Raw genomic sequence first — 18,571 nt, 5'->3', positions numbered from 1 at the left:
GATTCCTGTAGGCAGGCGGGGTGGGTCCGGTTGCGGGGGACGCCGTGAATCCCGCTCCGCGGTCCGGCCCAGCCGCTGGCGGCTGGGCGTTCGGGCGCTTGCGAAGCAATGCTTCGCAAGCAAAGCGCCCTCACCCATGGAGGCTCGGTCGCGCCATCCATGGCGCTCACGCCCCTGCAACCGGACCCACCCCGCCTTCGACAGGTTCCTGCGATCTGTCGGAAGGGCATCCCGCTCTGGTAGGTGTCGACCTTGGTCGACCCGCTTTCCCAAGGGTCAGAAGGGGTTCAGTGCCACGCGCTGAATGCGCGCCCCGGACGGGTAGACTGTGGCCCTTGCTCACCTGAAGACTGGTTGCCCGATGTCCGCCAAACTGCGCTGGTTGCCCCTGTTGTGCCTGGCCCTGGCGGGCTGCAGTCAGCTGGAGAATCCTGGCAATGTGACCGCTGCCGACAAGGCGGCGAGGGCACCGGCCAGCGATGGCGAGAACATGGTCTCGATCAATGCCGCCGACGCGCCACCGCCGCCGGTGCCGCCACGCAGCCGGGCCGACCGGCCGTGGCCGCAGGCGCAGCTGGAAAATGGTCGTGCGTGGGTCAGCTGCAGCACGGAATATGCGGGCGACGCAGGCGACGGTGTCGAGCTGGAGGGCCTGCAGCGCGATCAGATCAGCCAGGCGCTGGCGCCGTGTGCCGAACGCGGCCTGATGCGCGTGCGTTATGCGGGCAAGATCAATCCGGGCTTCGCCGAGATGATGTGGCGGTTGGCCGTGGTCGCTGACCAACTGAAGATCCACAAGCGCATCCTTGACCTCGATTCCAGCGGTGGCCAGGTCGAATCAGCGATCGTCGCCGGCGACAGCATCGGTGAATCGGGCTGGACCATCTGGGTCCGCGAAGGCTCGATCTGCCACAGCGCCTGCGTGTTCGTGCTGGCCGCCGGTGACAACCGCCTGCTGTCGGGCAAGGTCGGCATCCACCGCATGATGCGGATCAGCTCCAAGGCCACCTCGCGCGCCGAACTCAACCGCGAGCTGCACGAGGTCTACGACAACGTGAAGGACTACCTGCAGCGCAACGGCGTGGCGGTGGGCGTGGCAGACCTGATGATGACCGTGCCCAACCGCAGCCTGCGCCTGCTCACGGCCGACGAGCTGCGCCAGTACGGCCTGGATGGCACCAACGCCGTGCAGGACGATCTGGAAAGGATCAAGCAGATGCGCGCCTGCGGCGATGATTTCGTGCAGCGCAAGGATGCGTTCCTGATCGCGTTCGACCAGCAGTGCAAGCGCGAAGGCGCCGACATGGAATCGATCAACAGCTGTGGCCAGGCGCTGAAACAGCGCTTCGGTTTCCCGGATGCGGTGTGCCCGGAAGAAAGCCCGTTGTCGGAAATCGACGTGGCAACGCTGCCGCCGGCACCGTCGGAGCCGCCGCCGGTGGCCGAGCGGCAGCCTGCCGACGCCGGCACGCCTGCCGCGCAGGCAGACGCGGCTGCCGGGACAATGGAAGGCAGCGCCCCCGCGCGCTGACAAAGGGGTCACCGCGCTGGCGTAGACTGCGGTTCTTTCCCGAGAACCGGCGGTGTCCATGAAACGCGTGTTCCTGCTGCTGTCCCTGATGCCCCTCGCCGTGTTGGCGCAGGTGCCTGCACCGGCCACGCCTGCCCCCGCACCTGCGCGACCGGCACCGGCATCGCCGGCGGCAGCCAAGCCGCTCACTGCGGGTGCGCCGGCGTTGACCGCCGCACAGCAGGCGCAGGTGCAGAAGCAGGATGCTGAGATGGGCGCGGCGGCGGTGCGGGTTGCGCAGCTGGTCGATGCCAATCGCGCGGGCGAATTGTGGGACGGCGCGTCCGCGGTCGCACGGCGCGCGGTGCCCAAGGCCGCCTTTGTTGCCCAGCTGGCCGGTGAACGCACGCGCCTGGGTGCGATGGCCGGCCGCGGCCAGCCGACCATCACCCGGGTCAAGTACAGCGCCGGTGCAGCCGTTCCGGAAGGGCTGTACATCAACGTCAGCTTCCCGACCCGCTTTGCCAACAGCGCGCAGCCGGTGCGTGAGCTCGTTTCGTTCCGTTTCGACGAGGATCAGGTGTGGCGGCTGGCCGGTTACAGCCTGCGTGCATCGGGTCCCTGAGGAGAAGGATGATGGCAACCGAATTGACCATGCTGGCCTGGGCGACCCTGCTGGGCTTCGTCTACATCTTCGCCACTTCCACCGTGGTCACCCGCGAGCGCGGGATGAAGTGGAATGCCTCGGCGCGTGATGGCCAGGCCCGGCCGCTCAGCCCGCTGGCCGGCCGCCTGCAGCGCGCCCAGGCCAATTTCCTGGAGACCTTCCCGTTCTTCGCCGCCGCCGCAATCGCGGTGGTGCTGGCCGGGCGCAGCAACGACACCACCGCGCTGGCCGCACAGGCCTATTTCTGGGCGCGCGTGGCCTATCTGCCGTTGTATGCGGCGGGCGTGCCGTACGTGCGCAGCCTGGTGTGGCTGGTGTCGCTGCTGTCGATCCTGGCGCTGGTGTTCGCGTTGCTGTGATCCGGCGCTGATCCAGATCAAGGCCGCTCAGCTGCACGGCGCTATGCTGGCGCGGACTGAATGAACGGCGGGAGGCGCGCATGCGCAGGATGGACGTGGTGGTGGTCGGCGCCGGGCCGGCAGGCCTGTGCTTCGCGCGCGCGCTGGCCGGTAGCGGCCTGCAGGTCGGGCTGGTCGAAGTACAACCGCGCCAGGTCCTGGCCGAGGCCGCCTTCGATGGCCGCGAGATCGCGTTGACCCATGCCTCGCGGCAGAGCATGGAGCAACTGGGGCTGTGGCAGCGCCTGCCGCAGGCCGAAGTCGCTGAACTGCGCGATGCCAGGGTGATGAACGGCGGCTCGCCGTTCGCGCTGACCTTCGCCAGCAGCCAGGTCGACGGCCAGCCGCTGGGCTGGCTGGTGCCCAACCACCTGATCCGCCGTGCTGCATGGGATGCCGTGCAGGGCCAGGATGGCCTGGAACTTTTCGACGGGCGCAGGGTGCAGGCCGTGCAGGGCGATGCGCAGGGGCATGTGGTCACGCTGGACGACGGCAACACGCTGCACGCGCGGCTGCTGGTCGCCGCTGACAGCCGCTTCTCCGCCACCCGCCGCATGCTCGGCATCGGTGCGCAGATGCGCGACTTCGGCAAGTCGATGCTGGTGTGCCGCATGCAGGTCGAGCGCGACCATCACCACACCGCCTGGGAATGGTTTGGCTACGGGCGGACGATGGCGCTGCTGCCGCTCAACGAGGGCCAGGCGTCGGCGGTGATCACGCTGCCGCCGCGGCAGATCGAGGCGCTGCTGGCGATGGACGAGGTGGCCTTCGGTGAGGCCATCAGTGCCTGCTTCGAACACCGCCTGGGCCGGATGCAGCCGGTGGCCACGCCGCAGGCGTATCCGCTGGTAGGGGTGTATGCGCACTGCTTCGTCGGCGAGCGTTCGGCGCTGATCGGTGATGCCGCGGTGGGCATGCATCCGGTCACCGCGCATGGCTTCAACCTGGGCCTGGCCAGCGCACAGCGGCTGGCGCAAGGCATCGTCGCGCAGCAGCGCCGTGGTGCCGACATTGCCGCCGCCGGCATGCTGGCCCGCTACCAGCGCGGTCACCGGCTGGCATCGCGGCCGTTGTACGAGGCAACCAATGCGATCGCCAGCCTGTACACCGACGACCGTTGCCCGGCGCGCCTGCTGCGGGCGGCCGGCCTGCGCCTGGCGCAGGGCGTGGCGCCCTTCAGGCAGCTGATTGCCTCACACCTGACCCAGCGCGTGGCCTGAACGGATTCAGATCAGCCGGCAGCCAGCACCCGGATCTGGCTGTCGGCGAACTCGACCACCTGGCCAGCGCGGATCTTGCAGGCCTTGCGAAGTTCGACCTCACCGTCGACCAACACCTGGCCTTCGCTGATGACCCTCTTGGCCTCGCCGCCGCTGGTGACCAGGTCGGCCAGCTTGAGCAGCTGCTTGAGTTCGACGTAGTCACCGTCGAGGTCGAATTCGAGAATCTGCATGGAGCGGGTTCCTGGGAAGAGGGCGTGGGCCAGTGGCCTGGCCGGGAAGAGGGCGCGTATTGTGCGCCAGCACCGGGGATGACCGCACGCGGCTGGAAAAGCTGTACGCCTTGTTCAGGATCAATGCGGTATGATTCCGCTCTGAGCGAGTGAAATCTCCTCCAACCGAGCAGCGCCAGGGCACGCGATAAGAAGGGCGCCCAAAGCGCGGACCATCACCTTTTTTATCGCACTGCCAGGAAGACGGTAGTGCCTTCGGAGTTCCCCATGTCCCAAGATTCCCAAGCGCCGCTGCAGTTTGCGCAGCTCGGCCTGTCCGAGCCCGTGATGCAGGCGGTCACCGCCATCGGCTACGAAACCCCGTCGCCGATCCAGGCGGCCACCATCCCGGCAATGCTGGAAGGCCGCGACGTGCTGGGCCAGGCCCAGACCGGTACCGGCAAGACCGCTGCCTTTGCACTGCCGGTACTGTCCAACATCGACCTGCAGCAGATCAAGCCCCAGGCCCTGATCCTGGCGCCGACCCGCGAACTGGCGATCCAGGTTGCCGAGGCGTTCCAGTCCTATTCGTCGAAGATCCCGGGTTTCCGCGTGCTGCCGGTCTACGGCGGCCAGCCGTACGGCCAGCAGCTGTCGGCCCTGCGCCGCGGCGTGCACATCGTGGTCGGTACCCCCGGCCGCGTGATCGACCACCTCGACCGCAGCACCCTGGACCTGTCCGAGCTGAAGACCCTGGTGCTGGACGAAGCCGACGAAATGCTGCGCATGGGCTTCATCGACGACGTCGAAGCCGTGCTGAAGAAGCTGCCGGAGCAGCGCCAGGTGGCCCTGTTCTCGGCGACCATGCCGCCGCAGATTCGTCGCATCGCGCAGACCTACCTGCAGGACCCGGTGGAAGTGACCATCGCGGCCAAGACCACCACCTCGGCCAACATCCGCCAGCGCTACTGGTGGGTGAGCGGCATGCACAAGCTGGACGCGCTGACCCGCATCCTGGAAGTGGAGCCGTTCGACGCGATGATCATCTTCGCGCGCACCAAGGCCGGCACCGAGGAACTGGCCAGCAAGCTGCAGGCCCGTGGCCTGGCTGCGGCGGCGATCAACGGCGACATGCAGCAGGCCCAGCGTGAGCGCACCATCGCCATGCTGAAGGAAGGCAAGCTGGACATCCTGGTGGCGACCGACGTCGCTGCGCGCGGCCTGGACGTGGAGCGCATCAGCCACGTGCTGAACTACGACATTCCTTACGACACCGAAAGCTACGTGCACCGCATCGGCCGTACCGGCCGTGCCGGCCGCAGCGGCGAGGCGATCCTGTTCGCCACCCCGCGCGAGAAGGGCATGCTGCGCCAGATCGAGCGCGCCACCCGCCAGCCGATCGAAGAGATGCAGCTGCCGAGCGTGGAAGCGGTCAACGACACCCGCATCAACAAGTTCACCTCGCGCATCAGCGAAACCCTCGGCGCTGGCGGCCTGGACTTCTACCGCCAGCTGCTGGAGCGCTTCGAGAACGAGCAGAACGTGCCGGCCATCGAGATCGCCGCCGCGTTGGCCAAGATGCTGCAGGGTGACACCCCGTTCCTGCTGCAGCCGCCGGTGCGTGCCCCGCGTGAAGAGCGCGCGCCGCGCGAGCGCTTCGACCGGGGCGACCGCCCGGAGCGCGGTGATCGTTTCGATCGTAACGACCGTGGTCCGCGTTTCGAACGCGGCCCGCGCCGTGACGACGCCGAAGGTGGTTTCGAGCAGCGTCCGCGCCGTGAGGTTCCGCCGCGTGGTGCACCGGAGCAGGGCATGGAGACCTACCGTATTTCGGTGGGCCACCAGCATGGCGTGAAGCCGGCCAACATCGTCGGCGCCATCGCCAACGAAGCAGGCCTGGAAAGCCGCTTCATCGGCCGCATCGACATCCACGACGACTTCTCGCTGCTGGATCTGCCGGCGCAGATGCCGCCGGACGTGCTGTCGCACCTGCAGAAGGTCTGGGTGTCCGGCCAGCAGCTGCAGATGCGTGCGCTGGCCCCGGGTGAAGACACCAACCCGGCCCCGCGCCCGTTCAAGCCGCGCTTCGACAAGCGTGGTCCGGGTGGCCCGGGTGGTCCGCGTCGTAGCGGCCCGGGTGGTCCGGGGGGCCATGGTGGCGACCGCAGCGGTGACCGCGACAGCCGCCCGCCGCGTCGTGACGGCTTCAAGCCGCGCGGCCCGCGCAGCTACTGAGCGGCAACGTGGCCATGACAACGCCAGCCTTCGGGCTGGCGTTGTCCGTTCCGGGGCTGGAAAAGGGGACGGAGGGGATTAAGTCGTCATCGGCCGGCTGGACGCTTATGCCGACCCTTTTTCGCATGGTCCACACATGGCCGGTCATAGGCTGGACCGGTTCCAAGGGAGGTTGTCACCGCAGCACATTCGGGGGGATCCGGGATGGGTAGGAGTGGCACGGACCAGCAGCGCCGACGGGTCCCGATGACCCGTGGCCTGGGACTGCGATTTGCGTTGCTGACCGGGATGGCGATCGGGCTGGTCGCACTGTCCGCGTTGATCCAGGAGTTGCAGGCGGCGTCCACTGCCTGGATTGCCGGCCAGGGCTACTGGTCGCGGGGGCAGCAGGATGCGACTGCCGCGCTCAGCCGTTACCTGGCCCGTGCTGATGCCCGCGATCTGGACGATGCACGCCAGGCCCTGCAGGTGCCGTTGGGCGATCTGCAGGCCCGGCTTGCGCTGGAACAGGCCGAGCCGGATGTCAGCAAGGCCAGGCAGGGCTTCCTGCAGGGCGGCAACGCGCCTGCGGATATTCCGCGCCTGGTGTTCTCGTTCCGCTATGCGCGCGACATCGGCGCCTTCCGCGAAGCCACTACGCTGTGGCGCAATACCGATGATGACCTCAGAGCGGTGCAGCAGCTGATCGATGCGCTGCAGCGTCGGCACCCGCAGGGCGCGTTGCCCACCGCCGCCCGGGACCTTCATCTGCAACAGCTGCGCGATCTCGACCGCCGCCTGCAGGTGCAGGCCCAGGCGTTTTCGCAGGCATTGCTGCGCATGGCCACGATGGTGCGCATCGCCACGCTGGTGGTCGGTGGATTGTCGGTGCTGGCGATCAGCCTGATGGCGGTCGCGCTGGCGCGGCGCGTCGGCAAGGACCTGACCGAGCATGAAAGCCGGTTCCGCGCGGCTTTCTACCAGGCCAATGTCGGCATGCTCAAGCTCGACACCGACGGCAAAGTGGTCGAGGCCAACCAGGCGATGGCCGACATCCTCGACCATCGCCGCGACGCGCTGATGCAGTTGTCCCTGGGCGACCTGCTGATGGACGGGGAACTGGTCATCGATGGCGTGGGCCGGATCGACTGGGACAGGCAGCTGCGGCCGAGCGAGCTGCGCTTCCGGCGCCGCGATGGCAGCCTGGTCTGGGGGCGTTGGAGTGGCACCGGTGTACGCAGCGCGGATGGCGGCCTGTCGGTGTTCGCGATCATCGAGGACGTCAGCCAGAATCACGCGCTGGCACGCGAGATCGAACACCATGCCAGCCACGATCCGCTGACCGGCCTGATCAACCGACGCGAGATCGAGCGGCTGCTGGAACGCGCGCTGTTGCAGGTGCGCAGCGAAGGCGGCACGCACGCGCTGTGCTACATCAACCTGGATCACTTCAAGCTGGTCAACGACAGTTTCGGCCATGCTGCCGGCGACCAGATGCTGCGCAGCTTCGCCGACTATCTGCTGGCAGCGGTGCGCGAAGGCGACTGGGTGGGCCGCCTGGGTGCCGACGAGTTCGCGGTGTTCCTCGCCCATGCCGGGCAGGACGAGGCCAAGCGCGTACTGCAGCGGGTGATCCGCAACCTGGGCCAGGCCAGTTTCCCGATGACGGAGGGCAGCCCACAGCCGAGCTGCAGCGTCGGCGTGGTCGAGGTCAACGCCGAGGCGCCGGATGTGAACTGGTTGATGAGCGCCGCCGACAGTGCCTGCTACGCGGCCAAGCAGGCCGGGCGCAACCGCGTGCATTGCTTCAACGAGAACCGCATGGCGCTGGAGGAACGGCGCCGCGAAGCCGAGCGGCTGCAGGGCGTCAGCGTGGCGATGGCCGAAAACCGCATGGTGCTGTACGCCCAGCGCATCGCCCATGTCGGCGATCCGGGGTACCTGCACTACGAAGTGCTGGTGCGCATGCGCGGCAGCGACGGCAGCCTGCACCTGCCGGGCCAGTTCATGCCGGCGGTGGAGCGCTACGGCATGGCCGTGGCACTGGACCGGCACGTGCTCGGCCTGCTGTTCCGGCACCTGCAGGTCTGCCCGGCGCATGTCCGGCAGCTGGGGCTGTGCAACGTGAACGTATCGGCACAGTCGATCGCAGAGCCGGGCTTCCTCGCCTTCGTCTGCGATCTGCTCGAACGCAACCGGGCGCTGGCGTCCAAGCTGTGCTTCGAGATCACCGAGACGGCCGCGATCAGCAACCTGAGCCAGGCACGCGCCTTCATCGATGCGGTGAAGGCGCGCGGCTGCCGGATGGCGCTGGACGATTTCGGCTCCGGCCTGTCTTCGTTCGGGTACCTGCGCCAGCTGCCGGCGGACATCCTGAAAATCGACGGTGCGTTCGTGCGCGACATGGATACCGACCCGGTCAGCCATGCCACGGTGCGTGCAATCAGCGAACTGGGGCGCGAACTGCAGATGGAGGTGGTGGCCGAATGGGTGGAGACTGCCGAGGTCGCCGCCGCCTTGAGCCGGCTGGGTGTGCAGGGGCTGCAGGGCTATGCGATCGAACGGCCGCAGCCGCTGGAGCGGATGACGCTGTCCGAGCTGCGGCCGGCGCGGCTGGTTGCGGTGAAAGGACCGCCGGCGGCCGGCTGAACGCCCGCAGCGACTTTGGTCTACACATGCGCCGCTGCAGGGGCTGCGATAATGCCGGCCAGGGGCGACGCGCAGTGGGCGCGGTCGTAGGCAGCAACAGGACGTGGCGTGGGCGGCAGGCAGTGGCGGTACGGAACAAGCGTGGTGCGGCTCGTGCTGCTGCTGTGGTGGGCGATGTCATGGCCGCTGCAGGCCGCTCCGGCCGCCGCCGGGGACGATTACCTGCTGGTCGGCAGCGCCACCGCTGAACCCACACCGCACCGGGCCTGTACGCCGCAGATGCTGCAGGGACCGCGCCAGCAGGTGCGGGTGCCAGCCCCGCCGGAGGGCTGGTCGGGCCAGCCGCAGGCGCTGGATGTGTTCAACGTGTTTGCGGGCGAAGTGCGCGTACAGCAGGGCGATCGCGAGATCTGCGGCAACATGCACGACGCACGCACCCGCGATTCGCGCTTCCGCGCGGGCATCGGCCTGGTCGCGGTGCCGGCAGCCGGCAGCCATGAACCCTTCCTGGTTTCCTGGCAGACACCGCTGAAGGCGCGCTGGGTGCCGACGCTGCGGCTGGGCGCGCCCAGCCCGGTGCAGCAGAACGACACCGCCCGGCTGCTGGTGCGTGCGGCCTGCATCGCGGTGGCCATCGCGCTGGCGCTGTCGGCGTTGATGGCCTACCTCACCACGCGTGATCGCAGTTTCCTGGTCTACATCGCCGGCACCGCCGTGATGGTGCTGTGGCAGTCGATCCTCGGCGGCCTGAGCGGCTATCCCGAACCCTGGCTGCCGGTGGGCGAACGTGGCGCCTGGTGGCTGCTGGCGCTGACCGCAGCGACCCAGGCGCTGGTGTTGCCTGCGCTGTGGCGGCTCAATGGTGGTGATCGTCTGCTGCCCCGCTCGCGCCCGGTCCAGGTGGTGGCGTTGTGGGCGCTGCTGGGGGTGGCGGCGCTGGTGCCGTGGCTGCAGCGCGATGGCCTGGCCTGGGTGGCGCGCGGCCTGCAGGCGTCCTACCTGCTGGGCTGCGGCCTGGCGCTGGCCGCGGGCGTGTGGGCGCGGTGGCGCGGCGACCGCTGGGCGCAGGCCGGGCTGGCGGCGCTGGCGCCGATGGTGGTGCTGATCGTCGCCGATGCCTGCCGTGCGAAGTGGCTGCTGGAGTACCGGGTGGAGGCGCTGCAGCTGGCCGTGACCTGGCTGCTGATGATGGCCGCCTACGCGTTGAACCAGCGCCTGGGGCGGCTGCGCCAGCAGCGCGATGAGCTGCGCCAGCTGGCCGAGACCGATGGCCTGACCGGGCTGCCCAACCGCCGCGCCGGCCTGCAGCAGCTGGCCCACCAGCTGGAGCGGGTGGATCGCGAGCGCGGACCGCTGGTGATTGGATTCCTCGACATCGATCTGTTCAAGGACATCAACGATCGGCATGGCCATGCGGTGGGCGATCAGGTCCTGGTGGCGGTGGCGCGCGCGCTGCGTGCGGCGGTGCGCAGCCAGGACCAGGTGGTGCGCATGGGCGGCGAGGAGTTCCTGCTGCTGATGCCGGGCATGCCGCGCGAGGCCGCGTCGGCGCGGCTGGAGCGGCTGCGTCAGCGCATCACCGAGGCGGGGCAGGCGCTGCAGGTGCCGGGCCTGGAGGTGACCGCCAGCATCGGCCTGGCGCAGTGGCGGCCGGGCGAGGACGATCTGGCGGCCCTGCTGCGCCGGGCCGACCATGCCATGTATGCGGCCAAGCGTGGCGGCCGCAACCGTGTGTTCGACGGTGAAACGCTCGATCCACCCGCACCGGCATGAGGCGCGCCGGGCGGCGATACCGGATAATGGTGCGATGACCACCCGACTCAACAAACATATCGCCGACACCGGCTTCTGCTCCCGTCGCGAGGCCGATCGCCTGATCGCCGCCCGCCGGGTCACCGTCAACGGCCACCCGGCCGGCACCGGCGCGGTGGTGGGCGAGGAAGACCAGGTGCTGGTCGACGGCCAGCCGCTGCGCGCGCGCGCCGCACGCAAGCCCGGCACCCGCCGCCACGTCTACATCGCGCTGAACAAGCCGGTGGGCGTCACCTGCACCACCGAAAGCTCGGTCAAGGGCAACATCGTCGACTTCGTGGGCCACGAACAGCGCATCTTCCCGGTCGGCCGCCTGGACAAGGATTCGGAAGGCCTGATCCTGATGACCAGCAACGGCGACATCGTCAACCAGATCCTGCGGGCCGAGAATGGCCACCAGAAGGAGTACCTGGTGGCGGTGAACAAGCCGGTCACCGACGAGTTCCTGCGCGGCATGGCCCGCGGCGTGCGCATCCACGACCAGATGACCCTGCCGTGCAAGACCTCGCGGATCGCCAAGTTCGGTTTCCGCATCACCCTGCAGCAGGGCCTGAACCGGCAGATCCGCCTGATGGCCGCTGAATTCGGCTACCGCGTGACCCAGCTGCGCCGCGTGCGCATCGACAACATCAAGATCGGTGCGCTGAAGCCGGGGCAGTGGCGCAACCTGACCGAGCAGGAGCTGCAGGGCCTGCTGCCGAAGCAGCTGGACTGGTAGTGCCGGCCGCTGGCCGGCCACCTCGACATGCGGATTGCAGGCCAGCATCCGCTAGACTTCGCAGTGACCTGCCGGAACATGACGCTGCATGATCAAGCCCGACAAGCCCGCCAACGAAGCCCTGCGCCTCGAGGCACTGTACCGCTACCGGATCCTCGATTCAGAGCGTGAGAAATCCTTCGACGACCTGGTGGTGATCGCCAAGGCGGTCTGCGGAACATCGATGGCGGCGGTCACCCTGATCGATGTTGAACGGCAATGGTTCAAGTCGATCCAGGGCATCGACGCGACCGAGAACCTGCGCAGCGAATCGATGTGCGGCCACGCCATCCTGCAGCCGCAGGAAATCATGGTGGTCGAGGATGCACTGCAGGACATCCGCTTCCATGACAACCCGGTGGTGGCCGGCGACCCGCATATCCGCTTCTATGCCGGCGCACCGTTGATCAGCTCCGATGGCCTGCCGCTTGGCACGCTGTGCGTGTTCGATGCACAGCCGCAGCACCTGGCCCACGACAAGGCCGAGGCACTGGCCGCGCTGTCGCGGCAGGTGATGCTGGTGATGGAGCTGCGCCGCTTCGCGCTCGACATCCAGAAGCACATGCTCGAGCGTGACGACTACGAACGCCTGCTGTCCGAATACCAGGACGTGCTGCTGGCGCAGAACGCCGACCTCGCCGAGCAGAGCCGTACCGATGCGCTGACCGGGCTGCCCAACCGCCGCGCGATGGCGGCGGCGCTGGACCAGGCGGTGGCCGCGACCGAAGGGCAGCCGGGGCTGGCCTGCGTGGCGCTGCTGGACATCGACCACTTCAAGCACATCAACGATTTCCAGGGCCATGCCACCGGCGACCGGGTGCTGGCCGAACTGGGCGTGCTGCTGCGCTCGCACTTCGCCGGCCGCGGCATGGCCGCGCGCTACGGTGGCGAGGAGTTCGTGGCGGTGATGCCCGGCACCGACCTGCACGCGGCCGAACGGCAGTGCGAGTTCCTGCGTCTGGCGGTGGCCGACCTGCCGCTCGGCTTCCCGGTCACGATCAGCATCGGCGTCGCCCAGCACCAGGCCGGGGAGAGCGTGGATGAAACGCTGGCGCGTGCCGACCAGGCGCTGTACCGGGCCAAGGGCAACGGCCGCAACCGGGTGGAACGGGCCGACTGAGCCCTGCGCGGTGGATCCACGTCCTGCGTGGAGGCCGGTTCCGGTTCAACCACGCCGCGTCGCATCCCCTGCGATCACAAGCCGCCAGCATGGACGCCTCTGTTCCCCGGACGCGCCCATGCTGCAGACCCTGGCCATCGCCCATTACCGTTCGCTGCACGGTCTGGTGCTGCCTCTGTACCCGTTGAACGTGATCACTGGTGAGAACGGCAGCGGCAAATCCAGCCTGTACCGGGCACTGCGCCTGCTGGCAGAAACCGCGCAGGGTGGGGTGGCTGCCGTGCTGGCCCGCGAAGGTGGCCTGGGCTCGGCGCTGTGGGCTGGACCGGAAACGATCGACCGTCGCGTCGTCGCGGGCGAGATCCCACTGCAGGGCGGCCCACGCCAGGCTTCGGTGGGGTTGAAGCTGGGCTTTGCCACCGGCGAATTCGGCTACGCCATCGACTTCGGCTACCCGCCGCCCAGCCGTTCGGCGTTCGCGCTGGATCCGCAGATCAAGGCCGAAGCGATCTGGGCGGGGCCGTTCCTGCGTAGCGCCAACCTGCTGGTCGATCGCCGCGGGGCGACCGTGCGACGGCGCCATGCGCATGGCTGGGAACGGGTCGATGACCGCCTGTCCGTGTTCGACAGCCTGTTCACCCAGGTGGCTGATCCGCAGCGCATGCCCGAGACCCTGGCCCTGCGCGAATACATCCGCCGATGGCGCTTCTACGACCATTTCCGCAGTGATGCCGATGCGCCTGCACGCCAGCCGGCGATGGCCACGCGCACGCCGGTGCTGCATCACGATGGGCGCGATCTGGCGGCGGCGTGAGTGACCATCGCCGAGATCGGTGATCCGGTCGCATTGGCGCGCAGCGTGGACGATGCGTTCCCGGGGGCGACGGTCGGGTTCGAGGCGCTGGACGGGCGCCTGGCCCTGCGCTTCCAGCAGCCCGGCCTGCTGCGGCCCTTGTCGATGGCCGAGCTTTCCGATGGCACGCTGCGTTTCCTGTTGTTGGCCGCTGCCCTGCATACACCGCGGCCGCCGCCCCTGCTGGTGCTCAATGAACCGGAGAGCAGCCTGCATCCGGACCTGCTGCCAGCGCTGGCACGGTTGATCATTGCGGCCAGTGCACGCAGCCAGGTTTGGGTCGTGTCACACGCCAGCCGCCTGATCGCGGCACTGGAACAGGCGCCGGGGTGTCATTCGCTGCATCTGCACAAGCAACAGGGCCGCACCCTGCTGCGCGGGCAGGGCCTGCTGGATGCCCCGGCCTGGCACTGGCCACAGCGTTGAGCCGCAGATCCGCGCCCGCACGGAGCCCTCAATCGGCGATGTTGCGTGCTTCGGCGGTACCGAGAATTTCCGGATGCTGTACCGGCTTGCGGCGGTTCAGCAGTGGGTGCAGGAAGACCGCGCCGATGATGATCGCCACGCCCAGGTAGAACCACGCGGTGACCTCGTGCTGCTCGCGCAACAGCACCACCGCCAGCAGCACGGCGTAGACCGGCTCCAGGTTGGTCACCAGCTGCACCGTGTAGGCGCTGAGATGGCGCAGTGCGACCAGGGCCAGGGCAAACGGCAGCAGCGTGCAGAAGCCGGCCAGCACCAGCAGCAGGAGGCCGTCATGCAGGTCTGGTATCACCCACAACGGGCTGGCCAGTGCCGGCAGCAGGTAGGGCAGCAGCGGTGCCAGCAGGGTCAGCGTAAGCGTGCCGGCGCCCAGTTCCAGCGCGGTGACGGTGAGCGGGTCGGCATGGCTGACCATGCGCTTGTTGAGCGAGCCGAACACGGCCACCAGCAACGCTGACATGGCGCCGACCAGCACGCCCAGCCGCATGCCGTCGGGTACGCCGCCGACCACCAGCGCCACGCCAGGCAGCACGGCCAGGCCGAAGGCCAGTTCGCGCAGCTGGAACGGCCGCTTGGCCACCCATGGTTCGATGATCGAGGTGAACACCGGGGCCAGCGCGATGCAGGTGGCGGCCACCGAGGCATTGGCCAGCTTCACCGCGCCATAGAACGTCAACCAGTGCAGGGCGACCAGCGCGCCGATGCCGGCGTAGCCGGCCACCACGCGCAGGGGCAGGGTGCGCAGGCCGCGCCAGACCCGCGGCAGCAGGGCCAGCATCGCCGTCACCAGCAGCATGCGCCACCACACCAGCGGCAGCGCGGGCAGGGTGATCAGCTTGCCGAGGATGGCGGTGACGCCCCACAGCAGGACACAGAAGTGGATCTGCCACAGCGCTTTGCGGGTGTCGGGTGTGCTCATCGGCCTATTGTGAGGCAATCGCGCGGCCGCCGGCGATGGCTGTGGCATGCTCGCGGCGTCGACCCAGGAAACCGAGCCATGGCAACCGATCGCTCCTTTCTGCGCGGATGGGCCGCACTGACTGCCCTGGTGGCAACAGCCTCACTGCTGTTGCAGTACGTGTTGCTGGTGCGCGGGCCGGGGGCGGCGGCCGGGATCGGCGTGGCGACGCTGCGCTTCTTTGGCTATTTCACGATCCTCAGCAACCTGGCGGTCTGCGTCGGATGCGGGTGGGTGGTCCTTGGCAGAATGCTCAAGCCGACAGTGGCGGCGGGCCTGGCGCTGTGCATCGGCGTGACCGCGTGCGTCTACGTGCTTGCATTGCAGGGGCTGTGGCAACCGACCGGGCTGCAATGGTGGGTCGATGCGGGCCTGCACTATGTCGTGCCTGCGCTGTTCCTGCTGGGGTGGCTGCTGCTGTTGCCGCACGGCGCGCTGCGCTGGCGCGCGCTGGGCGGCGTGCTGCTGGTACCGCTGGCCTACCTCGGCTGGGCGATGCTGGTTGCTGCAGTGACCGGGCAGGCACCGTATCCATTTCTCGAACTGCAACGCCTGGGGCTGGCGGCCTTCCTGCTCAACGTGCTGCGCGTGGCGGGCGTGTTCGTGATGGGGTGGACGCTGCTGTGGTGGCTGGACCGCTGGCGCCATCGATAAGGCGCTGCAGGGCCATCGCCGCTGCCGGGTTGCGTGCCTTGCCGGCGCCGATGCACAGCAGGAAGACCTCGCGCGGGCCTTGCGGGGCAGGCCCGGCCAGGCAAGGCAGGTCGTCCACCGGCTCGCCCCGCGCCCAGCGTCGTGCGCGCTCGGCCCAGCGTTGCTGCATCGGTTGCGGTAGTCCTTCTTTCAAGCGGGCCTGGCTGCGCTTGATCCGCGCGTAGACGAAACCGGCACTCACGTCGCCGTGCAGCGGCGCCTCGTCGCTGTCCTCGATCACCAGTGCCACGCCGTGGCGACGCGCGGCGGCGACCAGCGCCGGGCCATGTGCCTCGGCGTTGCGTACCTCCAGTGCGTGCTGCAACGGCACACCCTCCAGCTGCTTCGGCAGCTGCGCCATCAGCGCCTCCAGTGCATCGGCATCGGCCGGATGGCGCGGATCAAACTGCCACAACAGGGGGCCGAGCCGGTCGCCGAGCGCGAGCGCCGCCTGCAGGAACGGCGTGGCCGCTTCCACGGTGCTGGACAGGTCGCGGCGCTGCACCAGATAACGCGGTGCTTTCATCGAGAAACGGAAGCCTGCCGGCGTCTGCGCGGCCCACTGCGCGCACTGCGCCACGGTGGGCGTGCGGTAGAAGGTGCCGTTGATCTCGATGCAGCGCAACGCACGGCTGGCATGTGCCAGCTCTTCACGCTGCGGCAGGCCGGCCGGGTAGAAAACGCCGCCGCGCCATTCGGGGAACACCCAGCCGCCAATGCCGCAGCGGATTTCCGCCTGACGGGCAGTGGCGGTCACTGGCCGTGGTCCACGCGCCACGGGTCGTAGCTGCCGAACCACCACAGGTAGCCTTCCGGGTCGGCGCAGGCATAGCCGCGGCCGCCATAGTCCTGATCGGCGATGTCGATGACGATGCGGGCACCGGCGGCCTTGGCCCGTGCGTAGTGCGCGTCGGCATCGGTGACGATCACGCAGGCACTCTGGGTCTGGCGGCCACCGACTTCATCAGGCATCGCCGCGTGTTCGCTCCACGCGCTCTGGTTGCTGGCCGAGCCGAGCATGATCATGCCGCTGCCGAAGGTCAGCTGCGCGTGGAAGACCGTATCGCCATCGGCGTACACGGCCTGGGCATGGAAGCCGAAGGCCCGTTGCAGCCAGTGGATGGCGGCCTGTGCATCGCGGTAGCGCAGGCACGGAATGATGGTGGAACCGCTGCTCGGTTGACCGTTCTCGCCCATGACACCCCTCCTATGGCACAGGGCAGGGTGCGCCGCAGACCGTTACCATCCCGCGAAACCCCGGTGACGGCCTGCACATGGCCGCAACCCCTGTTCGGAGATGGTGCTGGATGAAGACCTGGATCGGAGGAGCCGTGCTGCTGGCGTGCACGACCATGGCCAATGCGGCAACCCCGCAGCAGCTGCAGGACCTGGATGCGACCGTCGAGCGCGTGCGCGCGCAGTTCGACGTGCCCGGCATTGCCGTGGCGGTGGTCAAGGATGGCGAGGTGGTGCTGGAGCGCGGCTGGGGCGTACGCGAGCTGGGCAGGCCGGAACCGGTACAGGCCGACACGCTGTTCGCCATCGCCTCCAACACCAAGGCATTCACCGCCACCTCGCTGAACCTGCTGGCTGAGGACGGCAAGCTGAAGATGGACGACAAGGTGATCGACCACCTGCCGTCGTTCCGCATGTCCGACCCGTTCGTGACCGGGCAGATGACGATCCGCGACCTGCTCTCGCACCGCAGCGGGCTGAGCCTGGGCGCCGGCGACCTGCTGTTCTGGCCCGCCACGTCCTACAGCAATGCCGAAGTGGTGGAGCGGCTGGGCAGGGTGCCGCTGAAGGGCGGTTTCCGCGAGAGCTATGCGTACGACAACATCCTGTACGCGGTCGCCCAGCAGGTGATCGAGCATGTCTCTGGCATGAGCTACCAGCAGTTCCTGCAGGCCCGCATCTTCGACAAGGTGGGCATGACTGGGACGCGCTACAACGCCGACCAGCTCAAGCCGGGTGACAGGGCCGCGGTCGGCCACGCCAAGTACGATTTCAAGGACCTGCGCACTGTCGCGCCGCTGACCTGGTCGAACAATGCCGGCGCCGGTGGCATCTATTCCAGCGCGCACGACATGGCGCGCTGGATGCAGGTGCAGCTGGCCGAAGGCAAGCTGGCCGACGGCACCGCGCTGTTCAGCGAAAAGAGCCAGCAGCAGATGTGGCGGATGATCACCCCGCAGTCGATCCCGGCGCCGAGCGTGCCGGAGCTGGCACCGGCGCGGGCCAACTTTGCCGGCTACGGCGAAGGCTGGAGCCTGAGCGACTACCGTGGACAGAAGCTGGTCTGGCACACCGGCGGTTGGCCGGGCATGGTCTCGCGGCTGACCCTGGTGCCGGGCGAGAAGCTCGGCGTGGTGGTGCTGACCAACCAGGAGGTGGGCGCGGCATTCAACGCGATCACCCTGAGCGTGCTGGATGCCTATCTGGGCGGTGAAAAGCATGACTGGGTGGACGCCTATGCCAAGGCTGTGGCGAAGGGCCAGGACAAGGCCGACGAGGCGTGGGCCAAGCACCAGAGCGCACGCGACAAGAGCAGCCGGCCATCGCTGGCGCTGGCCGGCTACACCGGTACCTTCCGTGACCGCTGGTATGGCGACATGCAGGTCAGCGGCGAAGGCAAGGCCCTGCGCCTGCGCTTCATGAAGACCGCGCAGCTGAGCGGGCGCCTGGAGCACTGGCAGCACGACACTTTCATCGTGCGCTGGGACGACCGCTCGCTCAATGCCGACGCGTTCGTGAACTTCAGCCTGGACCCGGATGGCAAGGTGCGCGAGGTGCGCATGCAGCCGATTTCCGACCTGACCGATTTCAGCTTCGATTTCCAGGACCTGCTGTTCACCCCGGTCAAAGAATGAGGGTAGTGCCGGCCGCTGGCCGGCAACTTCATGATCCCCGGAACGTCGCAAGGTTGCCGGCCAGCGGCCGGCACTACCGGAGCCGCAGCGATCGTCGGCCGGCGTACACATCCGGCGTGGGATACTCCGCCGGCTATTGATGGCGAGGGAATGCA

The 18,571-nt window shown here is 68.5% G+C and carries 15 protein-coding genes and 1 pseudogene; 12 read left to right on the top strand and 4 right to left on the bottom strand.

Annotated features, from left to right (window positions below; genetic code table 11):
• Nucleotides 1-361: 361 nt before the first annotated feature.
• The 4 genes from ARC23_RS13905 (at nucleotide 362) to ubiM (ending at nucleotide 3,795) form a co-directional block, all read left to right on the top strand.
• On the top strand, nucleotides 362-1,531 hold the full coding sequence (locus ARC23_RS13905) for a COG3904 family protein (protein ID WP_057497740.1): 1,170 nt from the start codon (nucleotides 362-364) through the stop codon (nucleotides 1,529-1,531).
• A 58-nt stretch (nucleotides 1,532-1,589) separates the two neighbouring features.
• On the top strand, nucleotides 1,590-2,135 hold the full coding sequence (locus ARC23_RS13900; protein ID WP_057497739.1) for a DUF4019 domain-containing protein: 546 nt from the start codon (nucleotides 1,590-1,592) through the stop codon (nucleotides 2,133-2,135).
• 11 nt (nucleotides 2,136-2,146) lie between these two features.
• Complete coding sequence (locus ARC23_RS13895) at nucleotides 2,147-2,536, top strand: MAPEG family protein (protein ID WP_057497744.1); 390 nt, start codon at nucleotides 2,147-2,149, stop codon at nucleotides 2,534-2,536.
• A gap of 80 nt (nucleotides 2,537-2,616) precedes the next feature.
• On the top strand, nucleotides 2,617-3,795 hold the full coding sequence (ubiM, locus tag ARC23_RS13890; protein WP_057497738.1) for a 5-demethoxyubiquinol-8 5-hydroxylase UbiM: 1,179 nt from the start codon (nucleotides 2,617-2,619) through the stop codon (nucleotides 3,793-3,795).
• An 11-nt stretch (nucleotides 3,796-3,806) separates the two neighbouring features.
• Here the strand turns inward: ubiM and ARC23_RS13885 are convergent, their stop codons facing one another.
• Nucleotides 3,807-4,028 carry an RNA-binding S4 domain-containing protein gene (locus ARC23_RS13885; RefSeq protein ID WP_057497737.1) on the bottom strand — a complete coding sequence of 74 codons (222 nt, stop codon included), beginning with the start codon at nucleotides 4,026-4,028 and terminating at the stop codon, nucleotides 3,807-3,809.
• Nucleotides 4,029-4,295: 267 nt separating this feature from the next.
• Between ARC23_RS13885 and ARC23_RS13880 the strand changes: the two genes are divergently transcribed.
• The 6 genes and pseudogenes from ARC23_RS13880 (at nucleotide 4,296) to ARC23_RS13855 (ending at nucleotide 13,838) form a co-directional block, all read left to right on the top strand.
• Nucleotides 4,296-6,242, top strand: coding sequence for a DEAD/DEAH box helicase (locus ARC23_RS13880; protein WP_057497736.1), 1,947 nt, complete (start codon nucleotides 4,296-4,298; stop codon nucleotides 6,240-6,242).
• 204 nt (nucleotides 6,243-6,446) lie between these two features.
• On the top strand, nucleotides 6,447-8,870 hold the full coding sequence (locus ARC23_RS13875; RefSeq protein WP_057497735.1) for a putative bifunctional diguanylate cyclase/phosphodiesterase: 2,424 nt from the start codon (nucleotides 6,447-6,449) through the stop codon (nucleotides 8,868-8,870).
• Between the two features lie 108 nt (nucleotides 8,871-8,978).
• Nucleotides 8,979-10,643 carry a sensor domain-containing diguanylate cyclase gene (locus ARC23_RS13870; RefSeq protein WP_057497734.1) on the top strand — a complete coding sequence of 555 codons (1,665 nt, stop codon included), beginning with the start codon at nucleotides 8,979-8,981 and terminating at the stop codon, nucleotides 10,641-10,643.
• A 34-nt stretch (nucleotides 10,644-10,677) separates the two neighbouring features.
• A complete protein-coding gene (locus ARC23_RS13865; RefSeq protein WP_057497733.1) occupies nucleotides 10,678-11,400 on the top strand; it encodes a pseudouridine synthase in 723 nt (240 codons plus the stop codon).
• Between the two features lie 88 nt (nucleotides 11,401-11,488).
• Entirely contained in the window at nucleotides 11,489-12,559 is a 1,071-nt protein-coding gene (locus ARC23_RS13860; RefSeq protein WP_057497732.1) for a sensor domain-containing diguanylate cyclase, read from the top strand.
• Nucleotides 12,560-12,677: 118 nt separating this feature from the next.
• Nucleotides 12,678-13,838, top strand: a pseudogene (locus ARC23_RS13855) (AAA family ATPase).
• 28 nt (nucleotides 13,839-13,866) lie between these two features.
• On the opposite strand, the gene ARC23_RS13850 reads toward ARC23_RS13855, so the two are convergent.
• Complete coding sequence (locus ARC23_RS13850) at nucleotides 13,867-14,814, bottom strand: DMT family transporter (protein WP_057497731.1); 948 nt, start codon at nucleotides 14,812-14,814, stop codon at nucleotides 13,867-13,869.
• A 78-nt stretch (nucleotides 14,815-14,892) separates the two neighbouring features.
• On the opposite strand from ARC23_RS13850, the gene ARC23_RS13845 reads away from it, so the two are divergent.
• Entirely contained in the window at nucleotides 14,893-15,507 is a 615-nt protein-coding gene (locus tag ARC23_RS13845) for a Pr6Pr family membrane protein (protein WP_057497730.1), read from the top strand.
• Here ARC23_RS13845 and ARC23_RS13840 read toward each other — a convergent pair.
• Nucleotides 15,428-16,303 carry a DUF72 domain-containing protein gene (locus tag ARC23_RS13840; RefSeq protein WP_057497729.1) on the bottom strand — a complete coding sequence of 292 codons (876 nt, stop codon included), beginning with the start codon at nucleotides 16,301-16,303 and terminating at the stop codon, nucleotides 15,428-15,430. The genes ARC23_RS13845 and ARC23_RS13840 overlap by 80 nt on opposite strands.
• Nucleotides 16,300-16,743: a VOC family protein gene (locus tag ARC23_RS13835; protein WP_057497728.1), complete on the bottom strand. Its 444-nt coding sequence runs from the start codon at nucleotides 16,741-16,743 to the stop codon at nucleotides 16,300-16,302. The genes ARC23_RS13840 and ARC23_RS13835 overlap by 4 nt, the downstream gene beginning before the upstream one ends.
• A gap of 110 nt (nucleotides 16,744-16,853) precedes the next feature.
• Here ARC23_RS13835 and ARC23_RS13830 point away from each other — a divergent pair, with 110 nt between their 5' ends.
• Nucleotides 16,854-18,416, top strand: a complete 1,563-nt coding sequence (locus ARC23_RS13830) for a serine hydrolase (RefSeq protein ID WP_057497727.1) — start codon at nucleotides 16,854-16,856, stop codon at nucleotides 18,414-18,416.
• Nucleotides 18,417-18,571: the final 155 nt, after the last annotated feature.

It is taken from the genome of Stenotrophomonas beteli, from assembly GCF_001431665.1.
Taxonomy (GTDB): domain Bacteria; phylum Pseudomonadota; class Gammaproteobacteria; order Xanthomonadales; family Xanthomonadaceae; genus Stenotrophomonas; species Stenotrophomonas beteli.
This window is presented reverse-complemented; position numbering and strand designations above follow the sequence as displayed.

What these genes read in the sequence shown, in the direction of transcription:
- ARC23_RS13905 (WP_057497740.1), top strand. Translation starts at nt 362, where the DNA reads ATGTCCGCCAAACTGCGCTGGTTGCCCCTGTTGTGCCTGGCCCTGGCG.
- ARC23_RS13900 (WP_057497739.1), top strand. Translation starts at nt 1,590, where the DNA reads ATGAAACGCGTGTTCCTGCTGCTGTCCCTGATGCCCCTCGCCGTGTTG.
- ARC23_RS13895 (WP_057497744.1), top strand. Translation starts at nt 2,147, where the DNA reads ATGGCAACCGAATTGACCATGCTGGCCTGGGCGACCCTGCTGGGCTTC.
- ubiM (WP_057497738.1), top strand. Translation starts at nt 2,617, where the DNA reads ATGCGCAGGATGGACGTGGTGGTGGTCGGCGCCGGGCCGGCAGGCCTG.
- ARC23_RS13885 (WP_057497737.1), bottom strand. Translation starts at nt 4,028, where the DNA reads ATGCAGATTCTCGAATTCGACCTCGACGGTGACTACGTCGAACTCAAG.
- ARC23_RS13880 (WP_057497736.1), top strand. Translation starts at nt 4,296, where the DNA reads ATGTCCCAAGATTCCCAAGCGCCGCTGCAGTTTGCGCAGCTCGGCCTG.
- ARC23_RS13875 (WP_057497735.1), top strand. Translation starts at nt 6,447, where the DNA reads ATGGGTAGGAGTGGCACGGACCAGCAGCGCCGACGGGTCCCGATGACC.
- ARC23_RS13865 (WP_057497733.1), top strand. Translation starts at nt 10,678, where the DNA reads ATGACCACCCGACTCAACAAACATATCGCCGACACCGGCTTCTGCTCC.
- ARC23_RS13860 (WP_057497732.1), top strand. Translation starts at nt 11,489, where the DNA reads ATGATCAAGCCCGACAAGCCCGCCAACGAAGCCCTGCGCCTCGAGGCA.
- ARC23_RS13850 (WP_057497731.1), bottom strand. Translation starts at nt 14,814, where the DNA reads ATGAGCACACCCGACACCCGCAAAGCGCTGTGGCAGATCCACTTCTGT.
- ARC23_RS13845 (WP_057497730.1), top strand. Translation starts at nt 14,893, where the DNA reads ATGGCAACCGATCGCTCCTTTCTGCGCGGATGGGCCGCACTGACTGCC.
- ARC23_RS13835 (WP_057497728.1), bottom strand. Translation starts at nt 16,743, where the DNA reads ATGGGCGAGAACGGTCAACCGAGCAGCGGTTCCACCATCATTCCGTGC.
- ARC23_RS13830 (WP_057497727.1), top strand. Translation starts at nt 16,854, where the DNA reads ATGAAGACCTGGATCGGAGGAGCCGTGCTGCTGGCGTGCACGACCATG.